Source organism: uncultured Shimia sp. (assembly GCF_947493595.1).
GTDB lineage: Bacteria > Pseudomonadota > Alphaproteobacteria > Rhodobacterales > Rhodobacteraceae > Shimia.
On record NZ_CANLRL010000009.1, the window covers coordinates 178,077 to 199,076 of the forward strand.

A 21,000-nucleotide genomic window follows, 5' to 3' on the forward strand; every position below is an offset into this window, starting at 1 on the left:
CCTCACAGCAGGAAATTGCTTTCATCCAGATCGCTGGGATCAACGGACTTGAGGATCAGCCTGTCACCGCTATCCCCGCCGGTCAGACTGCTGAGATCGATGACGGTGGCCCATCCCTGATCTTGGATGTGGGCCGCAAGATCGCTGTATTGAAGGCCGTAGCTGCTGAGGTCGATGACGTCATGGTCAACCTCAAAGTCATGGATCATGTCGCGGCCGCCGCCCGCCTGGGTGACAAAAGTGTCGGCATCGCCGTCTTTCCACCAATTGCCGCCCCAAAGATGATCGTTGCCGCTGCCTCCGTGAAGCGTGTCGGCACCGGTGCCGCCCACCAGCTTGTCGGTCCCAGACCCGCCATCAAGCGAGTCGTCTCCAATGCGCCCGTGCAGGAAATCCCGCCCGGCATTGCCGTAGCCCACATCATCGCCGGCACCAAGGATGAGCTTATCCTCTCCAGCACCACCAGCCGCGGTGTCATCTCCTGAGCCGCCAAACACCTGGTCGTTGCCGCTGTCACCATACAACAAGTCGTCATCTTTGCCTCCTTGCAAAGTGTCGTCGCCGCCGCCGCCGTGAAGGGTGTCGTCCCCGTCACCGCCACGCAGCTTGTCGTTGCCACCCTCGGTGCCAGTAATGGCAGGCTCACGTATCAGCACACTGCCGTCCGGATCTACCGGTGCAAATGGATCAGGTGCGCGCGGATCCACCGCGCCGTCATTGCTGCCAGTGCTTTGCGCTTCGGCCATGAACTCGGCATAGGCCGCGCCATCAGCCCAGTCGACCTCTACACGGTAGATAGCTCCGGAGGCACCGGTGCCGCCGTCCAGATCATGGTCGCCCCGGTTCAAGCCAAAATAGAGATTTCCGTCCCCATCCAGAAAGACTGCGCCGTAGGCCCCTTTGGGCATTCCGGCTGTCATCCCGTCTTCATAGAGCGTGGCAGTGATGTCGACCGACGTGATTTGCGGCGCGCCGCCATCGGGCACATCCGACATGTCGATGCGATGCACTGCTCCTGCCTCGCCATTTCGTCCGGGGGATTCCACCGCATAAAAAGCACCGTCCTTGGCGTTATATGCCACGTCATAGGCGCGGCCACCAAACAGGCCATTGGGCAGGTCAAAACTTGTCGCCACCGGATTGCCGCTTCCATCCAAAGCGTTCACGTCAATCATCGTGACGCGGTTCAGGCTGCTCTGGAAAGTCCAGAGGTTGCCTGTGTCATCAAAATCGCCAACGTAGTCCGCAACGGGCGTTTCACCCACCCGATAGGCATGGCCCTCGGCATCCACCATGACAAGGTCACGGATCGAGACAGGATTGCCAAGTGCATCCACTCCGTTGGCCTTGGCGATGCCATAAATCAGGTCGTCTTCGGTGTTGAAGCCAATGGCATTGATCCGCAGGCCGGTTGGGTCTCCGGCGACTTCATATTGCTCGGTTTCCGGATCAAACACGTTTAATTGCCCGTCGATCATCTGGAACAGTTTGGATTGTCCGGGGGCGAAGGCTGCCACCTCAACGCTATCTCCACCAAGGCTGACCTCCTTGAGGTAGCTGAAGATCGGCCCGTCCATATTGATGTCCGGTCCGCTGTTTTCCGGCGGCACCTCACGCAGGGTCAATCCGCCCGCGTCACCGCTGCCTCTCACCTCAAACGTATGGGTTTCAAACACGCCGGATGTGGTGGAGGCGGTGCCAATGACCTCACCATTCCACAATACCTCAACGCTGCCACTGGTGGCGCCCCCCGCCAGGTTGGCCGCCATCTCGAAGCTGATGGTATAGGTGTCTCCGGTTTGCGTGGCGACGGATTGCGACAACGCGCCTTCTGCGTCCACATGCCAACCGGCCTCGGCGAGCTGCCCCAATGTTGCGGCGCCTTTTGCGCTATCAGCAAGCAGATTGCCGTTTTTCAGATCGCCATAGACCAGATCATCGCCGCTTCCCGCATTCACGGTGTCCGCGCCAAGGCCGCCCTGGGCCAGGTCATCACCAGATTCCAGGTTGAGCACATCGTTGCCCGCGCCGCCGTCCACGGTGTCGCGCCCGGTGCCCGCGTTCACGGTATCCGCACCAGCCCCGGACAACAGGCTGTCATTGCCCCCGTTGCCCAGCACAACGTCATCCCCTGCGCCTGTGCTAATCACATCATCATACGCGCGATTTTCGGCATCTCCGTTGCGCACAATGGCATCCGGATTATACACCCACCGCCCGTCAACAAAGACCCACTCGCGCCCAACCATATCACCCGCGACAAGGTCATTGCCGTCCCCGGAGGTCAGCGTGTCGCTGCCGGCATGCCCGTTGACACTGTCAACGCCGTCGCCCGTGGTGATGCTGTCATCGCCGGTTGTGCCCACAACTGGAGTGACCGGCGACTGCGGCTCGTTCTCTGACATACCCGAATTACCTTTTACCAAAACACAGCGAACATTCTGCGAACAAATGGTTAAGAAAAGGTAAGGGTCAGCCGACTCCGCGACATGTTTCTAGCCCCGAAAAAATGCCCTCGCATTTTCGCGCCTCAAAATGGCTCGCTCCGAAAACGGGTATCGCAATAAGCCCAAGCAACACGAAGGCCAAGGCGCTGTCATACCAGCGCAGCCGCGTGGCGCGCACAACACGTACCCACGCATACATTGGCCACAGGTAGGCAAAAAACGTCACCGCGCGGAGGGCAGTTCGCCCCTCTGCAGGCACATCCAGTGACACAGTCATCAGTATGGCAAAAAGGACCACCGCAAGACCACTTTCCGCGGCATATCTTTTTGCAACGCCATTGTGCCAAAGACGCACCAAGCTCAAGCCCGCAGCAGTAAGTGGTAAAGCGATCAGCAACAGCAAAAACAGGACGCCACCTGGGGTCACCGCACCGCCTCAATCGGCCCCTCTGCGGATCCTGAAATAAACTGCGTCAGATAGGGATCGCCGCTGGCGTCCATCTGGCTAACCGGGCCGGTCCATTGGATCACCCCGCCATGCAGCATCGCCACGTTATCGGCAATCGCTCGTACTGAGCTCATGTCATGGGTGATGGTCATGGCCGTTGCACCCATCTCCACCACAATCTCGCGGATCAAGTCATTGATCACACCGGACATAATGGGATCAAGACCGGTGGTGGGCTCATCAAAAAAGATGATCTCCGGCTCTGCTGCAATCGCACGAGCCAGCCCCACACGTTTCTGCATCCCGCCGGACAGCTCAGACGGATAAAGATCCGCCACATCAGGCGTCAATCCCACCCGGCGCAGCTTCTCAATGGCGATCTCGCGCGCTTCTTCCTTGGGCCGTTTCAGACTGCCCCGCAGCAGGCGGAATGCCACGTTTTGCCAAACGGTCATACTGTCAAACAGCGCGCCGCCCTGAAACAACATGCCAAACCGTGCGAGAAAGGCATCACGATCTCCTTGGGTGGCGTTCTGCCCATCCACGGTGATGGTGCCGCTGTCCGGCGTAATCAACCCCAACACCGATTTCAACATCACCGATTTCCCGGTGCCGGACCCGCCGATGATCACCATCGAACTGCCCTTGGCAATCTCGAGGTTCACCCCTTGCAGCACCCGTTTGGGGCCAAAGCGTTTATGCACGTTGTCAAACTGGATCATGAGGCAAAGAACAGGCTTGTGAGGATAAAGTTGGCGGCCAGGATCATCACCGCGGCGGCTTGCACAGAGCTTTTGGTGGCGCGGCCCACGCCTTGCGCACCGCGGCCAGAATGCATGCCCGCGTAGCAGCCCATCACGGCAGCTATCCCGCCAAACACCGAGCCTTTCACAAGGCTCGACACAATATCGTTGAGTTGCAGGAAGTCGGCGGTGTTGCGGATGTAGGTTGCTGGGTTGAACCCCAAGGTTTCCGTCGCGACCAGAAAACCACCATAGATGCCAACGATATCGCCAATGCCCACCAGCGCAGGCACCACCAAAATGGCGGCCATCACACGCGGGGCGACAAGGTATTTCATCGGATGGGTCGACAGGGTCACCAGAGCGTCAATCTGCTCGGTCACCTTCATGGTGGCAATCTCAGCAGCAATCGAGCTTGTGACCCGTGCGGCCACCATCAGGCCCACCAAGACGGGGCCGAGTTCGCGCACCATGCCAATCGCCACAATCTGCGGCACAACGCTTTCCACCGAAAACCGGGAGCTGCCGTCATAGATTTGCAAAGCCAGTGCGCCGCCGGTGAAAATCGCGGTCAAACCGACCACCGGCAGGCTCAGCCAGCCAATGTTGAACAATGCGCTGAGAAACTCGCGGCCATAGAACGGCGGGCGGAAAATATGGCTCAGCGCGCCCCAGACAAACAGCACAACCTCCCCAAAAGAAGTGAACAACGCGATCATGCTGCGCCCAATGGCATTTAAAGGAGCCACGATCAGCTTCATGAAGACTTGTACCGGCGTTGATAGCGTTGGCCCATTGAGGTCAGGATTTCATAGCCGATGGTGCCGGCCGCATCCGCCAATGTGTCCACCGACTGATGTTGCCCAAGCAATTCCACCTCACGGGGAATGTCAGACAGATCGGTCACGTCGATGCCAATCAGGTCCATGGAAATCCGGCCAATCAACGGGCAGCGATCTTCGCCAGCAAAAGTGGCAACCTTGCCGCTCATCGCCCGCAAAAGGCCATCGGCATAGCCCGCCGCAAGGGTGGCGACTTTGCTGTCGCGTTCGGCAATCCAGGCATTGCCATAGCCCACGCTTTCACCTTCGGCCACGTCGCGCACTTGAATCACCGGAAGGCGTAGGCTGGCCACAGGGGTGGCATCCACAAACGGCATTCCCCCATACAGACCCACACCAGGGCGGGTCAGGTCAAAGTGATAGTCATCACCCAACAGTATCCCGCCCGTCGCGGCCAGCGAGCGCGGAATGTCCAACCCGTCCGTCATCTCTTTGAACGCAGCCAACTGCTTGGGGTTCATCGGGTGCTCTGGCTCATCGGCGCAGGCCAGATGCGACATGATCAAGGTTGGCCCGCGCTGCAACACCAGTTCTTTCACCGCTTCCCATTCCGGCGCTTCAAGGCCAAGCCGGTTCATGCCGGTGTCCAGCTGCACACCAAACGGATGTGCTGGCAGCGCCTCGACATGGCGTACAATCTGATCCACCGAATTCAGCATCGGGGTCAGGTGCATGTCGCTGATCATATCGGTGTCACCGCGCATATGACCGCCAAAGATGTTGATCTCCGGGTCCGGGCCGACAGCCTGACGCAGGCTTGCGCCTTCTTCGGCAGCGGCGACAAAAAAGCGGGTCACACCGGCGCGCATCAAAGCCCGCGCCACGCGGTCCGCGCCCAGTCCGTATCCGTCGGCTTTCACCACCGCGGCGGTGGTCACTTCCGTCTGTGCATCCAGCGCCCGCCAGTTGTTGATCAGGGCGTCGAGGTCGATTGTCAAAGTTGCAGTAGCCATGACGGTGTTTGTTGACGTCTGACCCCGCGAGGTCAAGGCCAAAGGCGGTGCGTTTTTCCCCGTTGCTGCGAACTGTGGCTTAACAATTGCCGATTGCGGCGGGTCGAAAATACGCACCTCTGCAAAACAGTCGTGATACAGACGCAATACCGACGTGCAAATCGCCGCCAAAACCGCAAGTTAACGCGGCGATTCGAAAGCGCTTGGTTGCGGCTTAAAACTCCTCGCCGCCGCCTTGCTGCCAAGGCTGCACAAGGTTGCCAAAACGGGTGTATTGCCCTTCAAACGACAGCTCCACTGTCCCAATGGGACCGTGACGCTGCTTACCAAGGATCACCTCGGCTTTGCCGTGCAAACGCTCCATGCGTTCTTGCCATGCGGCCATCTCATCAAGCCGGTCATCAGACGGTTTTTCCCGCTCCACATAGTACTCTTCGCGGAACACAAACATCACCACATCAGCATCCTGCTCAATCGAGCCAGATTCCCGCAAGTCACTGAGTTGTGGGCGTTTATCGTCTCGGCTTTCCACCGTACGTGACAGCTGGGAGAGGCCGATCACCGGAATATTGAGCTCCTTGGCAATCGCCTTCATACCCATGGAAATCTCACCAATCTCCTGCACACGGTTGTCGGCCGTACCGCGACACAGCTGCAAATAGTCGATGATCAGCAGGTCCAACCCATGTGTCCGCTTAAGGCGTCGCGCCCGCGCTGCGAGCTGCGCAATGGGTAGGGCAGGGGTGTCATCGATGAACAGCGGACAAGCCTCAAGATCCTTTGCCGCTTGAACAAATCGGCGGAATTCCTCTTCGGTCATGTCGCCTTTTCGGATCTGTTCAGACGGGATTTCAGCCGCCTCAGACAAGATACGCGCCGCCAATTGTTCAGCCGACATTTCGAGGCTACAGAAGGCCACCACGCCGCCTTCAACCGCGCCCTCGCTGCCATCTGGTTTGACGCCTTTTTTATAAGCCTTTGCCACGTTAAACGCGAGGTTGGTTGCCAGCGATGTTTTGCCCATCGACGGACGTCCCGCGAGGATCAAAAGGTCCGACGGGTGCAAGCCGCCAAGCTTCTTATCAAGATCGACCAAACCGGTGGAAATTCCGGCCAAACCTCCGTCTCGCTGGTAGGCCGCATTAGCGGTGTTCACCGCTTGGGTCACCGCTTTCAAAAAGCTGACATAACCGCGCTCAGAAGTGCCCTGCTCTGACAGTTTGTAAAGCGCCTGTTCCGCCTCAACAATCTGCTCTTTTGGCTCAAGCTTGATGTCTGCTTTCTTGGCTTTCGATGCAATGTTGTTGCCCAGATCAATCAACTCACGGCGCATCGCCATATCGTAGATCATTTGCGCGTAATCGGCTGCAGCAAAAGAAGAAATTGCCGATCCGGCCAAACGCACAAGGTAGGCGGGGCCACCCAGTTCAATCAGCCCTGGATCGTCTTCCAGAAAGGCTTTCAGCGTAACCGGTGAGGCGAGATTGTTCTTGGCAATTCGGGCGGCGGCAATCTCATAAATCCGCGAGTGCACAGGCTCATAGAAATGGGACGAATTGATCACCGACGCCACGCGATCAAAGATGTCATTGTTGGTCAGAATGGCACCCAGAAGCTGTTGCTCAGCCTCGATGGAGTGCGGTAGCGCCTCAATTTCTGCTGCTGCGGTTTCGCCCGAATTGATGCTCGCGATTTCGTTCATGTCTGTCCCCAAATGCCCCACCCGGCTGGTTCTAAACCAGCGGTCTCAAACTGGGCAACTTGTATGTTTTTGTGGATCGCCTGTGGATAACTTCGCCCGCCCTGATATTGTCAGGGCGGGCGTTGTTGCGTCAACATCTTGTGTCGTTGCGGCGGTTCAGAGCCTCAACATGGTCGGTTTTCCGCCGAAAGGCTCAGGACCCCTTGCGAGCTTCTTGCCACGCGCGTGGGTCTTTGAGGAAGGTCTCCACTTCCGACAGTGTCTCTTCCGAAAACACACCCTGCGCCTTGGCTTCCGCCAGCACATCCCACCAGGTGCAGAGGTAGTGCAGCGCCACGCCGTGATCGCCCAGCGTCTTCTCGGTTTCCGGGAAGATGTCGTAGTAGAAAATCACCGCAGTATTGCCACAGGACGCGCCGGTCTCGCGGATTGCATCGACAAACGACAGCTTGGAGCCGCCGTCGGTGGTGAGGTCTTCCACCAGCAGCACGCGCTCGCCTTCGCTCATCGCGCCTTCGATACGGGCGTTTTTGCCGTAACCCTTTGGCTTCTTACGCACATAGGTCATTGGCAGCGCCATGCGCTCGGCCACCAGTGCGGCAAACGGGATGCCGGCGGTCTCACCACCGGCAATGTTGTCAAACGCTTCAAAGCCGGCTTCGCGCATCACGGTGACGGTCATAAAGTCCATCAAAGTCGCGCGGATACGCGGGAAAGAGATCAGCTTGCGGCAGTCGATATAGCTCGGGCTCGGCAGACCAGAGGCCAGCGTGTAGGGCTCATCGGTGTTGAAGTTCACAGCGCCAATTTCCAGCAGCATACGGGCTGTCAGGCGGGCAATTTCTTCTTTTGGCGGGAAGGCGGTTGGGATCATTTTGATATCCTTTGGCAGCGGAAATTCTTAGTCAGCGACAGTCCAGAACACGTCATAGCCGGGATCAAATACGGTAACCGGTCCATTGGCGCTCTCGATTTTGTCTGGGAAGACAGAGGCTTGGTCATTCTTCGCAAGCGTGATGGTTTCTTCGTTCACTGGCAGGTCGTAGAAGTTTGGACCATTGCGGGAGGCAAAGTCTTCCAGCTTGTCCAGCGCGCCATCTTCCTCAAACACATGCGCCAAAAGCGCCATGGTATTGGTCGCGGTGAAACAACCGGCGCAGCCACAAGCGCTTTCTTTGTCGCCATCCAGGTGCGGCGCACTGTCGGTGCCCAGGAAGAATCGCGCATCACCAGATGTCGCCGCCGCACGCAGTGCCAAACGGTGCTCTTCGCGTTTGGCCACAGGCAGGCAGTAGTAGTGCGGTTTGATCCCGCCCACGAGGATGTGGTTGCGGTTGATGATCAGGTGGTGCGTGGTGATTGTTGCGCCCAGATCGGTCGCATTGTCCTGCACATACGCAACACCGTCACTGGTTGTGATATGCTCCATAATCACGCGCAGGCCTGGCGTTGCCTTGCGAATTGGATCTAACACGCGGTCAATAAAAATCGCTTCGCGGTCAAAAATATCGATGTCGTGGTCGGTGACCTCGCCATGGACGCACAGTGGCAGGCCGATCTCGGCCATTTTCTCCAGCGACGCGCGCACGTTTTTGAAATCTGCAACGCCGCTGGCGGAGTTGGTGGTCGCACCGGCGGGGTAGAGTTTGACTGCTTTGATCAGACCGGTGGCATGGGCCGCTGCAATATCTTCCGGATCGCTGTCTTCAGTGAGGTACAGCGTCATCAACGGTTCAAAACTCATGCCGTCAGGCAGCGCGGCCATAATGCGATCTTTGTAGGCTGCGGCCTGCGCTCCGGTCACAACCGGCGGCACCAGGTTGGGCATGATGATCGCACGGCCAAAGTGGCGCGCGGTTTCAGGCAGGACGGCTTGCAGCATCGCGCCATCGCGCAGATGCAGATGCCAGTCATCGGGGCGGGCAATGGTCAGATTTTGGGTCATAGTCGCGGCTTACACAAAGCCGCGACCAGTGGCTAGTCTTTGTGCGCAAAACTTAGCGGTTTTGCGCCGGTTTTAGCTCGCCAAACGCCCCTGATCGGCATCCTGCACAAGCGCGTTTAAGTGGCGCAGGTATCGCGGCTCTTTCAGGCGCCGCGCGACGTTGGCACAGAGAAGGGCGGTAACAAACGGACGGTTCTTTTGTGAGACCTTCCGCAAGAGGCGATCCAGATAGGGAACATGGGCCCTCCGGGCTCGGTAAAGCTTGTAAAAGGCCGCACGGCTCAATGTGCCCGCGCCCGCTTTCACCAAGACCCGATACAGAATTTGCATCTCCAACAGGTCTTCTTCCGGGGTGTCGCCCAAATGGGCTGTCGGTAGCAAGACGGTGTTTTCACGGGCAAAAAGCGCCGCGTGCATTGCGTCCAAGCTTTGGGTCGGATCGTAAATCACAAAGCAACGGTCTGCCATGGCGGCCATATCAGGTGCAAAGCCATACTGCCCGTCGAAAGCAATTTTTCGGGAGTGTGGAAACCGTTTGTCCCAGCCCGCCAACCGCGGCGATAGGGTTGCCTGCGGTCTCACCGCCACAACCTGTGCATCGGTTGCGACAATCGAATAGGCCGCGGCGGCATAGCCACAAGAACCAGCGCCGTAAAACACCACTTCATCAAACTCATCAAAAAAGCCGTCATCAGACAGACGATCAAAATAAGCAATCACCTCCGGATCGCGAAACCACGTGTCTCCATCACTCAAAACACAAAGGTGAGACCAGCCCAACTCGCGCACCAACTCCCATCCCAACGGATGGCCGGTGTCGCCTCGTTTTTGAATGCTATCAATGGTTTCAAAGGTGACCAGAAGGACAGGTTTGTCCTCTACCAGAGTTGCCCAATGACGTTTTCCCAGCGGTTGAAAGTGCCCATGCGCGTCCGCAACATGTTCCAGCTGCGTGAGCCATTCATCCCGTGACAATCCAAGCATCGGCGTGTCAAAGCCGTTGGCGGTGTCCTGCATCTCGATGTTTTTCCTTACGCCCCTGGCCTTTATGGCCTGATGATCTGGCCTTGTTTGATGGCCTTTGCGGGAAAGATATAGACCATTTGCGGCAAAAATTGGGAAGGCTTTGTGCTTTTCTACAACTTTTGTCGCGGGGGCAAACGCTTGACGTGACGGGTGCTCCAATGCAGCGTGACCGGAGCATTTTCAGCCAAAGGCGCCCCTATGCAGGACATTGAGAGCATCGACGATATTCAACGGCTTCTGGTAGAAGAAGGCTACGTGTGTGGTCGGCCGCTTGCGACGGTTGTTTTTTTGGCGCTGCGCTTGGGGCGACCAATCTTTCTGGAGGGCGAGGCCGGGGTTGGCAAAACTGAAATTGCCAAGGCGCTTTCGGCAGCTTTGGGGCGCAGCTTGATCCGCTTACAGTGTTACGAAGGTTTGGATGCCTCCAGCGCGGTGTATGAATGGAATTTCGCTGCTCAAATGGTTGCCATCCGCACCGCAGAAGCCAGCGGAGGCGCAGACCGCAGCGCGCTTCAGGAAGAACTCTTTGGGCCAGATTACCTTGTGGAGCGCCCGCTGCTGAAAGCCATGCGTCCTGATCTGGCTGGCGCGCCCGTGTTGCTGATCGATGAGTTGGACCGCACTGATGAACCGTTTGAGGCTTTCTTGCTTGAGGCGCTCAGCGATTTTCAGGTGACCATCCCGGAAATAGGCACCATCAAAGCGCCGCATCCGCCGATAGTGATAGTTACATCCAACCGGACCCGAGAAGTGCACGACGCGCTCAAGCGCCGGTGCCTCTATCACTGGGTCGACTACCCGGATTTTGATCGCGAAATGGCAATTTTGCGCGCCCGTGCACCTGAAGCGGCGGAGGGCCTAAGCCGGGAGGTTGTGGCGTTTGTTCAAAGGCTGCGCACGGAAGATCTCTTTAAAAAGCCTGGTGTTGCGGAAACCATAGATTGGGCCAAGTGTTTGTTGGCTTTGGATGTTCTCACCCTAAGTCCCGAGGTGATCGCTGACACTTTGGGAGCCGTGCTCAAATACCAGGACGACATTGCCAAACTGCAAGGAACAGAAGCCAAGCGCCTTCTGGACGAGGCGCGTGCAACGCTGGAACCTGCCTGATGCTTCATTTGGCCTCAAATATCCCGGGGGGCATGGGGGGCTGGCCCCCCGTTGTGAACGATGGCTGAACACCTTCCGCTTGAGATCCCGGATGATCCTAAACTGACGCAAAACATCACTTGGTTCGCGCGCGCTTTGCGCAAGGCCGGGCTGCCCATTGGCCCAGGGCGGGTGATCGACGCTATTCGAGCTGTCGAAGCTGCAGGGTTCACCAGCAAGCAAGACTTCTATTGGACCTTGCATGCGTGTTTTGTGTCTCGCCCCGAACATCGCACTGTATTTGCACAAGTTTTTCGGCTGTATTGGCGTGATCCACGCTATCTGGAGCACATGATGGCGATGATGTTGCCGGCTGTGCGCGGTGTGCAAGAGGACCGCGCGGGACAAGCCGGAGAGAAGCGCGCAGCAGAAGCACTGCTTGATGGGGCCAATCAAGACCTTCCCGAAGATGTGGCGCAAGAGGAGGCCGGCACTGAAATCGAGATCGACGCATCCCTCACCATGTCTTCAGAGGAGAAGTTGCGGTCGCTGGATTTTGAGCAAATGAGCACGGAGGAAATTGCCCAAGCAAAGCGCATGCTGTCGCGCCTGAGCTTACCGGTCAAACCAATCTTGTCTCGACGCACGAAACCGGATCCGCTTGGGCGCAAAATCGATTGGCGCGCCACCATACGGCACTCCATGCGCCAAGGGGGAGACCTGTCTGGCCTAGTCCGTAAAAGCCCGCGTATCCGTTGGCCCAACCTTGTGGTGATCTGTGATATCTCTGGCTCCATGAGCCAATACAGCCGCATGGTGCTGCATTTCTTACATGCGGTTGCCAATCAAAAAGGCGCGGGATGGGCAAAGGTTCACGGCTTCACTTTTGGCACACGCCTAACCAACATCACCCGTCATTTGGCAACTCGGGATGTAGATGCCGCGCTGGCAGCGGCGGGTGCCGAAGCGCAGGATTGGGAAGGCGGTACACGAATTGGGGAGTGCCTGCACAGTTTTAACAGAGATTGGTCGCGCCGCGTGATGGGCCAGGGCGCCGTTGTCTTATTGATCACCGATGGGTTGGATCGTGGTGCGCCTGAGGCGCTGACCAAAGAAATGCAGCGCTTGCACCTGTCTTCGCGACGCCTGATTTGGCTGAATCCACTTCTGAGGTGGGAGGGGTTTGCCGCCAAGGCGCAAGGCATTCGGGCAATGTTGCCGCATGTTGATAGTTTCCGCGCCGGCCACTCCATAGCTTCCATAGAGGCACTTGCGGAGGCTTTGTCACGTCCCGACGATATAGGGGAAAAGGCACGGCTCCTTGGAGAGCTACAATAATGGTCCTGAGCCTGTGAAGTATATGGAAAAAGAGGACCTTGCGGTTTGGTGGAACGAGGCCCATGTTTTTTGCTCTGAGGGAGGGTGGAATGCGCCAAGGACTTGAAGGAGCGCCGGAATTGGCGCTGGACTGGTATCGCGCTGGACGTGGGGCTGCCCTGGCCACGGTGGTTGAAACCTGGGGCTCTGCACCACGTCGAACGGGGGCGCAGATGGTTGTGTCCGGTGATGGCCAAATTGAAGGCTCAGTGTCTGGTGGTTGTGTCGAAGGCGCGGTGATGGTTGAGGCACTCGACGCGATTGAAAGCGGCAAGGGCACCTTGTTGGAATTTGGCGTCAGCGACGGAGATGCCTTTGCTGTTGGCTTGGCCTGCGGTGGCACAATCAAGGTTCTGGTCGAACCTGTGGGAACCGTTCTCACTGAGGACGTGCTGTTACAATTGGTTGAGGCCCGTGCCGCGCGCAAAGCGGTCGCGTATGTTGCCAATGTTGAAACTGGCGGTGGCGAACTGTCGGATACCGGATTTGCAGATCGCTTTCGCATGGATCGATCTGGCGTGGAGGAAAACGGCCGCTTTGTTGCGATTCACAATCCTCCCCTGAGGTTGGTCGTTGTGGGAGCTGTTCACATTGCGCAGGCGTTGGTGCCAATGGCTCGTGTCGCCGGTTTTGATCCCGTAATCATTGACCCGCGAGCCGCGTTTGGCTCTGAGGCGCGGTTTCCCGGGGAGGCTGTAGTCGATGAGTGGCCAGATGAGGCCTTGCAAACCATTGGAATTGATGCGCGCACTGCGCTTGTTTTGTTGACCCATGATCACAAACTCGACGATCCAGCACTACATATCGCTATGAAGTCAGATGTTTTTTATATTGGCGCTCTTGGCAGCAAAAGAACCCATGCCAAGCGGGTTGAACGGCTTCAGGACGCCGGGTTTTCGGGTCAAGCCATTGCTCGTTTACACGGTCCGGTTGGATTGGACATTGGCGCGGCAAGCCCGTCCGAAATTGCGGTGTCGATCCTGGCGGAGATTTTGACAGTGTTGAGGAAAGGCACATGAAGTTTGGTGCCGTGCCTGTCAAATCAGCATTGGACGCCGTGTTGGCGCATTCCCTGGTTGCCGGCAAAAGACTCCCCAAAGGAACAGTCCTGCAAGAAACGCACCTACAGGCTCTCGTCGACGCAGGGTTTGAGACCGTTGTTGTTGCCCAATTGGACCAAGGCGATGTGCCCGAAGATGAAGCGGCAGCCAAATTGGCAGCGGCCATGCTTGTTGGGATTGAGGGGGTCCGAGCAACAGGCGCGGGCGCTGGGCGGGTGAACCTCTATGCTGAGGGCTATGGTGTGATCCGCGTCAACGCTGACAAAGTGCAGCAGATTAACTCGATTGACCCGATGATTACGGTCGCGACAGTGCCGGATTATCATCGGGTTGACGCGGGGGGCATGGTCGCGACCATCAAGATTATTTCCTATGCCGTGCCATCATCCTCGATTGATGTGGCAACTGATGTTGCGGCGGCGGCTGTCTCGCTGTTGCGACCAGTCTATCAGTCGGCCACGTTGATTGAGACGACAATTGGCAACACCCCATCTGATAAGGGGCGCCGGGCGATGGCTGGTCGTGTTGAACGCATGGGAATGTCACTTAGTGAACGCGTATTGGTGGCGCACCAGGAAGAACCATTGGCGCAAGCGATCCGCTCTGCTACCGGGGACATGATCTTTGTTCTTACCGCGTCGGCAACGTCAGATCCGCTGGATGTAGCACCGCAGGCTCTGCGGAATGCGGGTGGTCAGGTTGAGCGGTTTGGCATGCCAGTTGACCCCGGAAACCTACTGTTTCTAGGGGGAATTGACGGCAAACCTGTGATTGGTTTGCCAGGCTGTGCCCGGTCTCCTGCTCTCAATGGCGCGGATTGGGTGCTGGAGCGTGTGATCTGCGGGCTTGAGGTGTCCCATGATGATATTGCGGCCATGGGGGTGGGGGGATTGTTGAAGGAAATCCCAATCCGCCCCATGCCACGCGAGAAAGGCATCTAAGAAAAAGCGTCGTTTTGTGCTGCGCTTGCAGCTACGACCAATGTCTACGCCGCCTAATTAGATTGTTAAAAAAAACGGCTTCTCAAGTTGCATGGTGGCTGCTTTACTCTTGTTCAATGACAATAGCTAAATTGGGAGGAGCCAATGTCACAGGTCACCATGACCGTGAATGGCAAAGAAATGTCCGGCGATGCCGAAGGACGCACTTTGCTCAGTCAATTTCTTCGAGAAACCCTTGGCCTGACCGGCACGCACGTTGGATGCGACACCAGCCAATGTGGCGCTTGTGTGGTGCATGTTGATGGGGTTGCCGTGAAAGCTTGCACCATGTTGGCGATGGAAGCAGAAGGCACTTCGGTTGACACCATTGAAGGTCAGGCTGCGCCGGATGGCACATTGAATGCGTTGCAGCAGGCATTTCAAGATCACCACGGCCTGCAATGCGGATTTTGCACCCCAGGCATGATCATGTCTGCGGCGGATCTCTTGAAAAACAACCCGCAACCTACCGAAGCGGAAGTGCGCCATCATCTTGAGGGCAATATTTGCCGCTGCACCGGCTACCACAACATCGTGAAAGCGATCTTGGCGGCCAGCGGGCAAGATGTGAGCAGCATTGCAGCCGAGTGATCCACAGACCCGCGTTTGAGGAGGCGCGAACTTGTGCGATTTTGATTTCAAATCGGATGCGTGAGGCTTTGGCCCGCTCTGATTTTAGGGAGGATTAACATGCCTAAGGACAATGGCATTGGCGCCAGCCCCAAGCGGCGCGAAGATGTCCGGTTTCTAAGCGGAACCGGCAACTATACAGACGACATTCAAGTTAACGGTCAGGCCTACGTACATTTTTTGCGCTCTGACATTGCTCATGCCAATATCAATGGCATCAATCTGGATGCTGCGTCGGCTATGCCGGGGGTGATCAAGATTTTCACCGGTGCGGATTTTGAAGGTGTTGGTGGCATTCCTTGCGGTTGGCAAGTGACGGATCGCCACGGCGAGCCGATGCAGGAGCCTGCCCACCCGGTTCTGGCTCAAGGCAAAGTGCGCTACGTGGGGGATCAGATCGCTGCCGTTGTAGCCGAAACCTTGGAGCAGGCACGTGACGCTGCTGAAGCCATTGAGGTTGATCTGGAAGAGCTTCCGGCGGTTGTCGATATGAAGGCTGCACTGGCTGATGGGGCCACAAAAGTGCACGATGATCTGACCAGTAACCTCTGTTATGACTGGGGCTTCGTTGAAGAGAACAAGCCAGCAGTCGACGCGGCGTTTGAGGCGGCGGCACATGTTACAACGCTCGAGTTGCGCAACAACCGCCTGGTGGCCAACCCAATGGAACCACGTGTTGCGATTGGCGATTTCAACCGCGCAACCGGTGAAAGTACGCTTTACACAACCAGCCAGAACCCACATGTGATCCGTCTTTTGATGGGCGCGTTTGTTCTGGGCATTCCGGAACATAAGCTGCGGGTTGTTGCGCCGGACGTCGGCGGTGGCTTTGGGACAAAGATCTTCCACTATGCTGAGGAAGCCTTCTGTACTTTTGCGGCCAAAGCCCTGAACCGTGCAGTGAAGTGGACCTCAACACGTTCTGAGGCGTTCATTTCGGACGCGCATGGCCGAGATCACGTGACCAAGATCGAGCTGGCGCTGGATGCGGACAATAACTTCACAGCTTTGCGGACTGATACGTACGCAAACATGGGCGCGTATTTGTCGACCTTTGCACCGTCTGTTCCAACCTGGCTACATGGCACGCTGATGGCGGGGAACTACAAAACACCGCTGATCTACGTGAACGTCAAAGCGGTCTTCACCAACACAGTGCCTGTGGATGCGTATCGCGGTGCGGGCCGTCCAGAAGCGACATTCCAACTGGAGCGTGTGGTCGACAAAGCGGCGCGCGAGCTAGGTGTGGACCCAATTGCTCTGCGCCGTCAAAACTTCATCACTGAGTTCCCTTATGCCACCCCAGTGGCGGTGGAATATGACACCGGTGACTATCACGGCACCATGGATGCTTTGGAGAAGATGGCGGATCTGTCTGGCTTTGAGGCACGCCGTAAGGCCAGCGAGGCCAAAGGCAAGCTGCGTGGCTTTGGCGTGAACTGCTACATCGAGGCTTGCGGTATTGCGCCGTCAAACCTTGTGGGACAGCTGGGCGCACGTGCGGGTCTGTATGAAAGCGCAACAGTGCGTGTAAATGCAACCGGTGGCCTTGTTGTGATGACCGGCTCACACAGCCATGGCCAAGGCCACGAGACCTCTTTCCCGCAAGTGATCGCGGAGATGATCGGCATTGACGAAAGCATGGTTGAGATCGTGCACGGCGATACGGCCAATACGCCAATGGGCATGGGCACTTACGGCTCACGCTCGCTGGCAGTTGGCGGCTCCGCCATGGTTCGGGCAACTGAGAAGATCATTGCCAAAGCCAAGAAGATTGCCGCGCACCTGATGGAGGCAGCTGAAGCGGACATCGAACTCAAAGATGGTGCGTTTTCGGTTGCGGGCACAGACAAATCAGTGGCTTGGGGGGATGTGACGCTAGCCGCGTACGTGCCACACAACTATCCGCTTGAGGACATTGAGCCGGGTTTGGAGGAGACGGCTTTCTATGATCCTGCCAACTTCACCTATCCTTCCGGTGCTTATGCCTGTGAAGTGGAGGTGGATCCGGACACCGGTAAGGTCACCATCGAGGCGTTTAACGCGGCAGATGACTTCGGCAACATTGTTAACCCGATGATTGTCGATGGTCAGGTGCATGGTGGAATTGGTCAGGGCATTGGTCAAGCTTTGCTTGAAAACGCGGCTTATGACGAGAATGGCCAACTGCTGAGCGCGTCTTATATGGACTATGCCATGCCACGTGCCAGTGATGTGCCTTTCTACGGCGTGGACCACTCTAGTCAGACACCTTGCACGCACAATCCATTGGGTGTGAAGGGCTGTGGCGAAGCTGGAGCCATTGGGTCTCCTCCAGCGGTGATCAACGCGGTTGTTGACGCGTTGCGCTCTGGTGGGCATGACATTCACCATATCGATATGCCAGTGTCGCCGTCGCGCGTCTGGCAGGCGATGAACGGATAAGCGGAGGAAATATCATGTATAATTTCGACTTCGAAAAACCCTCCACGATCGCGGATGCGGTCTCCGCGCTGAGCGCCGAGGATGCGCAGGCACTGGGTGGGGGGCAAACATTGCTCCCCACCATGAAGCAACGCCTTGCCAGCCCGTCTAAGCTGGTGAGCCTCAAGGGCATTGCCGAGATGCAGGGCATTTGCACCGGCGATGATGGCGCGCTGTGTATCGGTGGGGCAACCACCCATGCGGATGTGGCTGCAGGGGCCGGTGCTTACCCCGGACTTGCGGCTCTTGCCGGAGGCATCGGTGACCCGGCGGTGCGGGCACGTGGAACCATTGGCGGCTCTCTGGCCAACAACGATCCATCTGCCTGTTACCCAGCCGGGGCCTTGGCATCTGGTGCCACCTTTGTCACCAATGCGCGTGAGATTGCGGCGGATGACTATTTCCAAGGCATGTTCACAACGGCCTTGGATGAGGGGGAGATCCTCACGGAGGTGCGTTTCCCCGTGCCGGAGGCGTCAAACTATCAGAAGTTTGAGCAGCCAGCCTCGCGGTTTGCCTTGGTGGGGGTGTTTGTGGCCAAATATGCGGACGGTGTGCGTGTCGCGGTAACCGGCGCGTCTGAAGAGGGCGTGTTCCGTTGGACGGAGGCTGAGGCCGCGCTGTCCGGCAACTTCTCCGCTAACGCCATTGCCGATATGACGCCAGGCGAAGATGGCATGATCTCTGATCTGCATGGCACGGCGGCATACCGGGCCCACTTGGTTGGGGTTTTGACCCGCCGCGCGGTGACTGCCGCCGGCTAAGTGACCTATAGTAAAATAGAAAGGCCCCGATCCTAAGATTGGGGCCTTTTTGTTGCCTTCGGTATGTCACCAATAAGAAACCCCGCGCGATGGCGGGGTTTCTTAGAATTCAATGGTCTGCCAGATTTACTTCGGCAGCGGGCCGATCAGCATAATCATCTGGCGGCCTTCCATTTTGGGCATGTTTTCAACTTTGCCCATTTCTTTGGTGTCCGCTGCCACGCGCTCTAGCAATTCGCGACCCAAGTTCTGGTGCGCCATTTCGCGGCCACGGAAGCGCAAAGTCACTTTGACTTTGTCGCCGTTCTCCAGGAACTTATACACGTTGCGCATTTTGACTTCGTAGTCATGCGTGTCCGTGTTGGGGCGGAACTTGACCTCTTTGATCTCGATGGTCTTTTGCTTTTTGCGCGCTTCGGATTCACGTTTCTGCTGTTCATATTTGAACTTGCCGAAATCCATGATCTTACACACAGGTGGGTTTGCATTTGGAGAAATCTCAACAAGATCCAAACCAGCCTCGTCAGCCATTACCATGGCCCGCGATGGGGTCACGACACCGACGTTTTCGCCGTCTGCGCCAATCAAGCGGATTTCGGTAGCGCGGATGCGTCCGTTGACGCGGGGTCCGGTGTCACGCTGAGGCGGTGCGTTATGAGGTCTGCGGGCTATGGTTTTCTTCCTTCAATGGTGAATGCCTTTGGGCACCCAATTTATTCGTCCTTTTCAGACGATACAACCGCCGAATCTAGGGCGATGATGCAAATATGGCAGGTTTCCCCCTTGAGAGTGGGCGTTGAGCGGCAGAAATAGAACAGGCGAAGGGCCCGGACTGTTCGGGTGGGAGAGATAGAGCTGGAGAATTCCATGAAGAATCTGATTTTTGTAGTGATTGCAGGTGCCATTGCGGTGGTGGCCTATTTTGTATTGGGGCAGGGCGGCAAGGACGCTGTGACCGACGCTCCAGTTGTTGAGACCTCTCCGGTTGTTGAAGCTGTTGAAGAGGCGCAGCAAGCCGTGGAAGAGGCCGTGCAAGAGGCAACTGATGGTGTTGCCGCAACCGCAGAGGCCGTTCAGGAAGCAGCGGAAGAGGCTGTTGAAGCTGCAACAGACCAGGTCGAAGCAGTTGCTGACCAAGCTGAAGCTGCTGTAACTGAAGCTGTGGAAGCTGCTACAGACGCGGCTGCAGATACCGCCGCTGCAGATACCGCCGCTGCGGCCACCGAAGCCGCTGAGGAGGCCGTAACCGCGGTCACAGACTCCGCCAGCGCGGCCACCGACGCAGCCACAGATGCCACGACGGAAGCTGCTTCTGATGCGACAGAGGCTGTAACAGAAACAACTGAGCAGGCTACTGATGCGGCCACAACCGGCTTGGCGGATTTGACCAGCGTGTTTACCGCGGACGGTTTTGATATGGCGAAAGTGTCTGAGGTGATCGACGGATCGTCGCTGGGTATGATTGAGAAAACCACGCTCAAAACAGCCATCGAAAGCGCCACCAACAACCCAGAAATGCTAACGCAGGCGTTGGACGCTGCAAAGCAAGCGCTTGGAATGTAAACTGTTTCAGTACCCAAAACGCAAAACGCCCCGGCCAATGTCGGGGCGTTTTCTTTTGGAACTATGTTTTGGACTTAGTCCAAGAAGGCTTTCTCGACCACATATTGAGCAGGCTTTGAGTTGGCGCCTTCTTCCAGACCAGCTTCCTCGAGCATATCTTTGAGCTCTAGGTTGAACGCCATGTTGCCACAGATCATCGCGCGGTCGCTTTCTGGGTTGAGCGGCTCAACATCCAGATCAGCATAGGCTTCGCCAGACCGGATCAGATCGGTGATACGCCCCATCTTGGCGCTCTCTTCGCGGGTGGTGGTCGGGTAGTATTTGATCTTCTTCCAGAAACCCTCACCGATCACTTCGTTCAACAGTTCATCGTCTTTCAGAGCTTCGATCAGATCACGGCCATAGGTCAGCTCGCCAGCTTCGCGGCAGGTGTGGGTGATGATGACTTCGTCGTAGTCCTGATAAGTTTGCGGTTCACGCAGCAGGGACGCAAACGGTGCAAATCCTGTGCCGGTGGCAAAAAACCAGATGCGCTTGCCCGGGATCAGGGCGTCATGCACCAGCGTACCAACAGGCTTGGGACGCAGGATAACCTCGTCACCCGGCTGGATGTGCTGCAACTTGGAGGTCAGCGGGCCGTCTTGTACCTTAATGGAGTAGAACTCCATTTCTTCGTCCCAGCTTGGCGACGCAATGGAATACGCGCGCAAGAGAGGTTTTTGCTTTCCGGTCTTTGGGTCAGGGTCGCCCATCAGGCCAATCATCACAAACTCACCGGAACGGAACCGCAATGAGGCGGGACGGGTGCATTTGAAGGAAAACAAACGGTCGGTATAGTGCTTCACTTCGGTGACAGTCTGGGCGTCAGGAAGCGCTGGCACTTTTTGGGCGGTGGATTCGGTCACGGGTTTTTGCTCGGTCATATCAAATACTGGGCGGGACTGCCCGCTCCTCATGTAACATCTCTGGT

The 21,000-nt window shown here is 57.1% G+C and carries 19 protein-coding genes; 8 read left to right on the forward strand and 11 right to left on the reverse strand.

What is annotated here, in order from left to right; translation table 11 throughout:
* Nucleotides 1-2 precede the first annotated feature (2 nt).
* From Q0955_RS18515 to Q0955_RS18555, 9 genes are all read right to left on the reverse strand, one after another.
* Entirely contained in the window at nucleotides 3-2,405 is a 2,403-nt protein-coding gene (locus Q0955_RS18515) for a calcium-binding protein (protein ID WP_299427506.1), read from the reverse strand.
* 67 nt (nucleotides 2,406-2,472) lie between these two features.
* Nucleotides 2,473-2,874, reverse strand: coding sequence for a hypothetical protein (locus tag Q0955_RS18520; RefSeq protein WP_299427509.1), 402 nt, complete (start codon nucleotides 2,872-2,874; stop codon nucleotides 2,473-2,475).
* On the reverse strand, nucleotides 2,871-3,617 hold the full coding sequence (locus tag Q0955_RS18525) for an ATP-binding cassette domain-containing protein (RefSeq protein WP_294117464.1): 747 nt from the start codon (nucleotides 3,615-3,617) through the stop codon (nucleotides 2,871-2,873). The genes Q0955_RS18520 and Q0955_RS18525 overlap by 4 nt, the downstream gene beginning before the upstream one ends.
* Entirely contained in the window at nucleotides 3,614-4,399 is a 786-nt protein-coding gene (locus Q0955_RS18530) for an ABC transporter permease (RefSeq protein WP_299427513.1), read from the reverse strand. Before Q0955_RS18530 ends, Q0955_RS18525 begins: the two co-directional genes overlap by 4 nt.
* A complete protein-coding gene (gene alr / locus Q0955_RS18535) occupies nucleotides 4,396-5,433 on the reverse strand; it encodes an alanine racemase (RefSeq protein ID WP_299427516.1) in 1,038 nt (345 codons plus the stop codon). Before alr ends, Q0955_RS18530 begins: the two co-directional genes overlap by 4 nt.
* A 214-nt stretch (nucleotides 5,434-5,647) precedes the next feature.
* Entirely contained in the window at nucleotides 5,648-7,135 is a 1,488-nt protein-coding gene (locus Q0955_RS18540; RefSeq protein ID WP_299427519.1) for a replicative DNA helicase, read from the reverse strand.
* Between the two features lie 193 nt (nucleotides 7,136-7,328).
* Nucleotides 7,329-8,009: an orotate phosphoribosyltransferase gene (locus tag Q0955_RS18545; RefSeq protein WP_299427521.1), complete on the reverse strand. Its 681-nt coding sequence runs from the start codon at nucleotides 8,007-8,009 to the stop codon at nucleotides 7,329-7,331.
* A gap of 27 nt (nucleotides 8,010-8,036) precedes the next feature.
* A complete protein-coding gene (pyrC, locus tag Q0955_RS18550; protein WP_299427524.1) occupies nucleotides 8,037-9,080 on the reverse strand; it encodes a dihydroorotase in 1,044 nt (347 codons plus the stop codon).
* Nucleotides 9,081-9,152: 72 nt separating this feature from the next.
* The gene (locus Q0955_RS18555; protein WP_299427527.1) at nucleotides 9,153-10,097 is read right to left on the reverse strand and encodes a phosphoadenosine phosphosulfate reductase; all 945 of its coding nucleotides are present in this window, start codon (nucleotides 10,095-10,097) and stop codon (nucleotides 9,153-9,155) included.
* Between the two features lie 207 nt (nucleotides 10,098-10,304).
* Here Q0955_RS18555 and Q0955_RS18560 point away from each other — a divergent pair, with 207 nt between their 5' ends.
* From Q0955_RS18560 to Q0955_RS18590, 7 genes are all read left to right on the forward strand, one after another.
* Nucleotides 10,305-11,213 (forward strand): MoxR family ATPase, encoded by a 909-nt coding sequence (locus tag Q0955_RS18560; RefSeq protein WP_299427532.1) that lies wholly within the window; start codon nucleotides 10,305-10,307, stop codon nucleotides 11,211-11,213.
* 60 nt (nucleotides 11,214-11,273) lie between these two features.
* Complete coding sequence (locus Q0955_RS18565) at nucleotides 11,274-12,530, forward strand: VWA domain-containing protein (protein WP_299427535.1); 1,257 nt, start codon at nucleotides 11,274-11,276, stop codon at nucleotides 12,528-12,530.
* Between the two features lie 89 nt (nucleotides 12,531-12,619).
* Complete coding sequence (locus Q0955_RS18570) at nucleotides 12,620-13,588, forward strand: XdhC family protein (protein ID WP_299427538.1); 969 nt, start codon at nucleotides 12,620-12,622, stop codon at nucleotides 13,586-13,588.
* Nucleotides 13,585-14,571 carry a molybdopterin-binding protein gene (locus Q0955_RS18575; protein ID WP_299427540.1) on the forward strand — a complete coding sequence of 329 codons (987 nt, stop codon included), beginning with the start codon at nucleotides 13,585-13,587 and terminating at the stop codon, nucleotides 14,569-14,571. Before Q0955_RS18570 ends, Q0955_RS18575 begins: the two co-directional genes overlap by 4 nt.
* 144 nt (nucleotides 14,572-14,715) lie before the next feature.
* Nucleotides 14,716-15,201 carry a (2Fe-2S)-binding protein gene (locus tag Q0955_RS18580; RefSeq protein WP_299427543.1) on the forward strand — a complete coding sequence of 162 codons (486 nt, stop codon included), beginning with the start codon at nucleotides 14,716-14,718 and terminating at the stop codon, nucleotides 15,199-15,201.
* A 99-nt stretch (nucleotides 15,202-15,300) separates the two neighbouring features.
* Nucleotides 15,301-17,664, forward strand: a complete 2,364-nt coding sequence (locus Q0955_RS18585; RefSeq protein WP_299427547.1) for a xanthine dehydrogenase family protein molybdopterin-binding subunit — start codon at nucleotides 15,301-15,303, stop codon at nucleotides 17,662-17,664.
* A 14-nt stretch (nucleotides 17,665-17,678) separates the two neighbouring features.
* Nucleotides 17,679-18,467, forward strand: a complete 789-nt coding sequence (locus Q0955_RS18590) for a xanthine dehydrogenase family protein subunit M (RefSeq protein WP_299427550.1) — start codon at nucleotides 17,679-17,681, stop codon at nucleotides 18,465-18,467.
* Nucleotides 18,468-18,593: 126 nt separating this feature from the next.
* On the opposite strand, the gene infC is transcribed toward Q0955_RS18590, so the two are convergent.
* The gene (gene infC, locus Q0955_RS18595) at nucleotides 18,594-19,139 is read right to left on the reverse strand and encodes a translation initiation factor IF-3 (RefSeq protein ID WP_366140702.1); all 546 of its coding nucleotides are present in this window, start codon (nucleotides 19,137-19,139) and stop codon (nucleotides 18,594-18,596) included.
* Nucleotides 19,140-19,334: 195 nt separating this feature from the next.
* Here infC and Q0955_RS18600 point away from each other — a divergent pair, with 195 nt between their 5' ends.
* Entirely contained in the window at nucleotides 19,335-20,030 is a 696-nt protein-coding gene (locus Q0955_RS18600) for a translation initiation factor 3 (protein WP_299427556.1), read from the forward strand.
* 74 nt (nucleotides 20,031-20,104) lie between these two features.
* Here the strand turns inward: Q0955_RS18600 and Q0955_RS18605 are convergent, their stop codons facing one another.
* Nucleotides 20,105-20,953: a ferredoxin--NADP reductase gene (locus Q0955_RS18605; RefSeq protein WP_299427559.1), complete on the reverse strand. Its 849-nt coding sequence runs from the start codon at nucleotides 20,951-20,953 to the stop codon at nucleotides 20,105-20,107.
* Nucleotides 20,954-21,000: the final 47 nt, after the last annotated feature.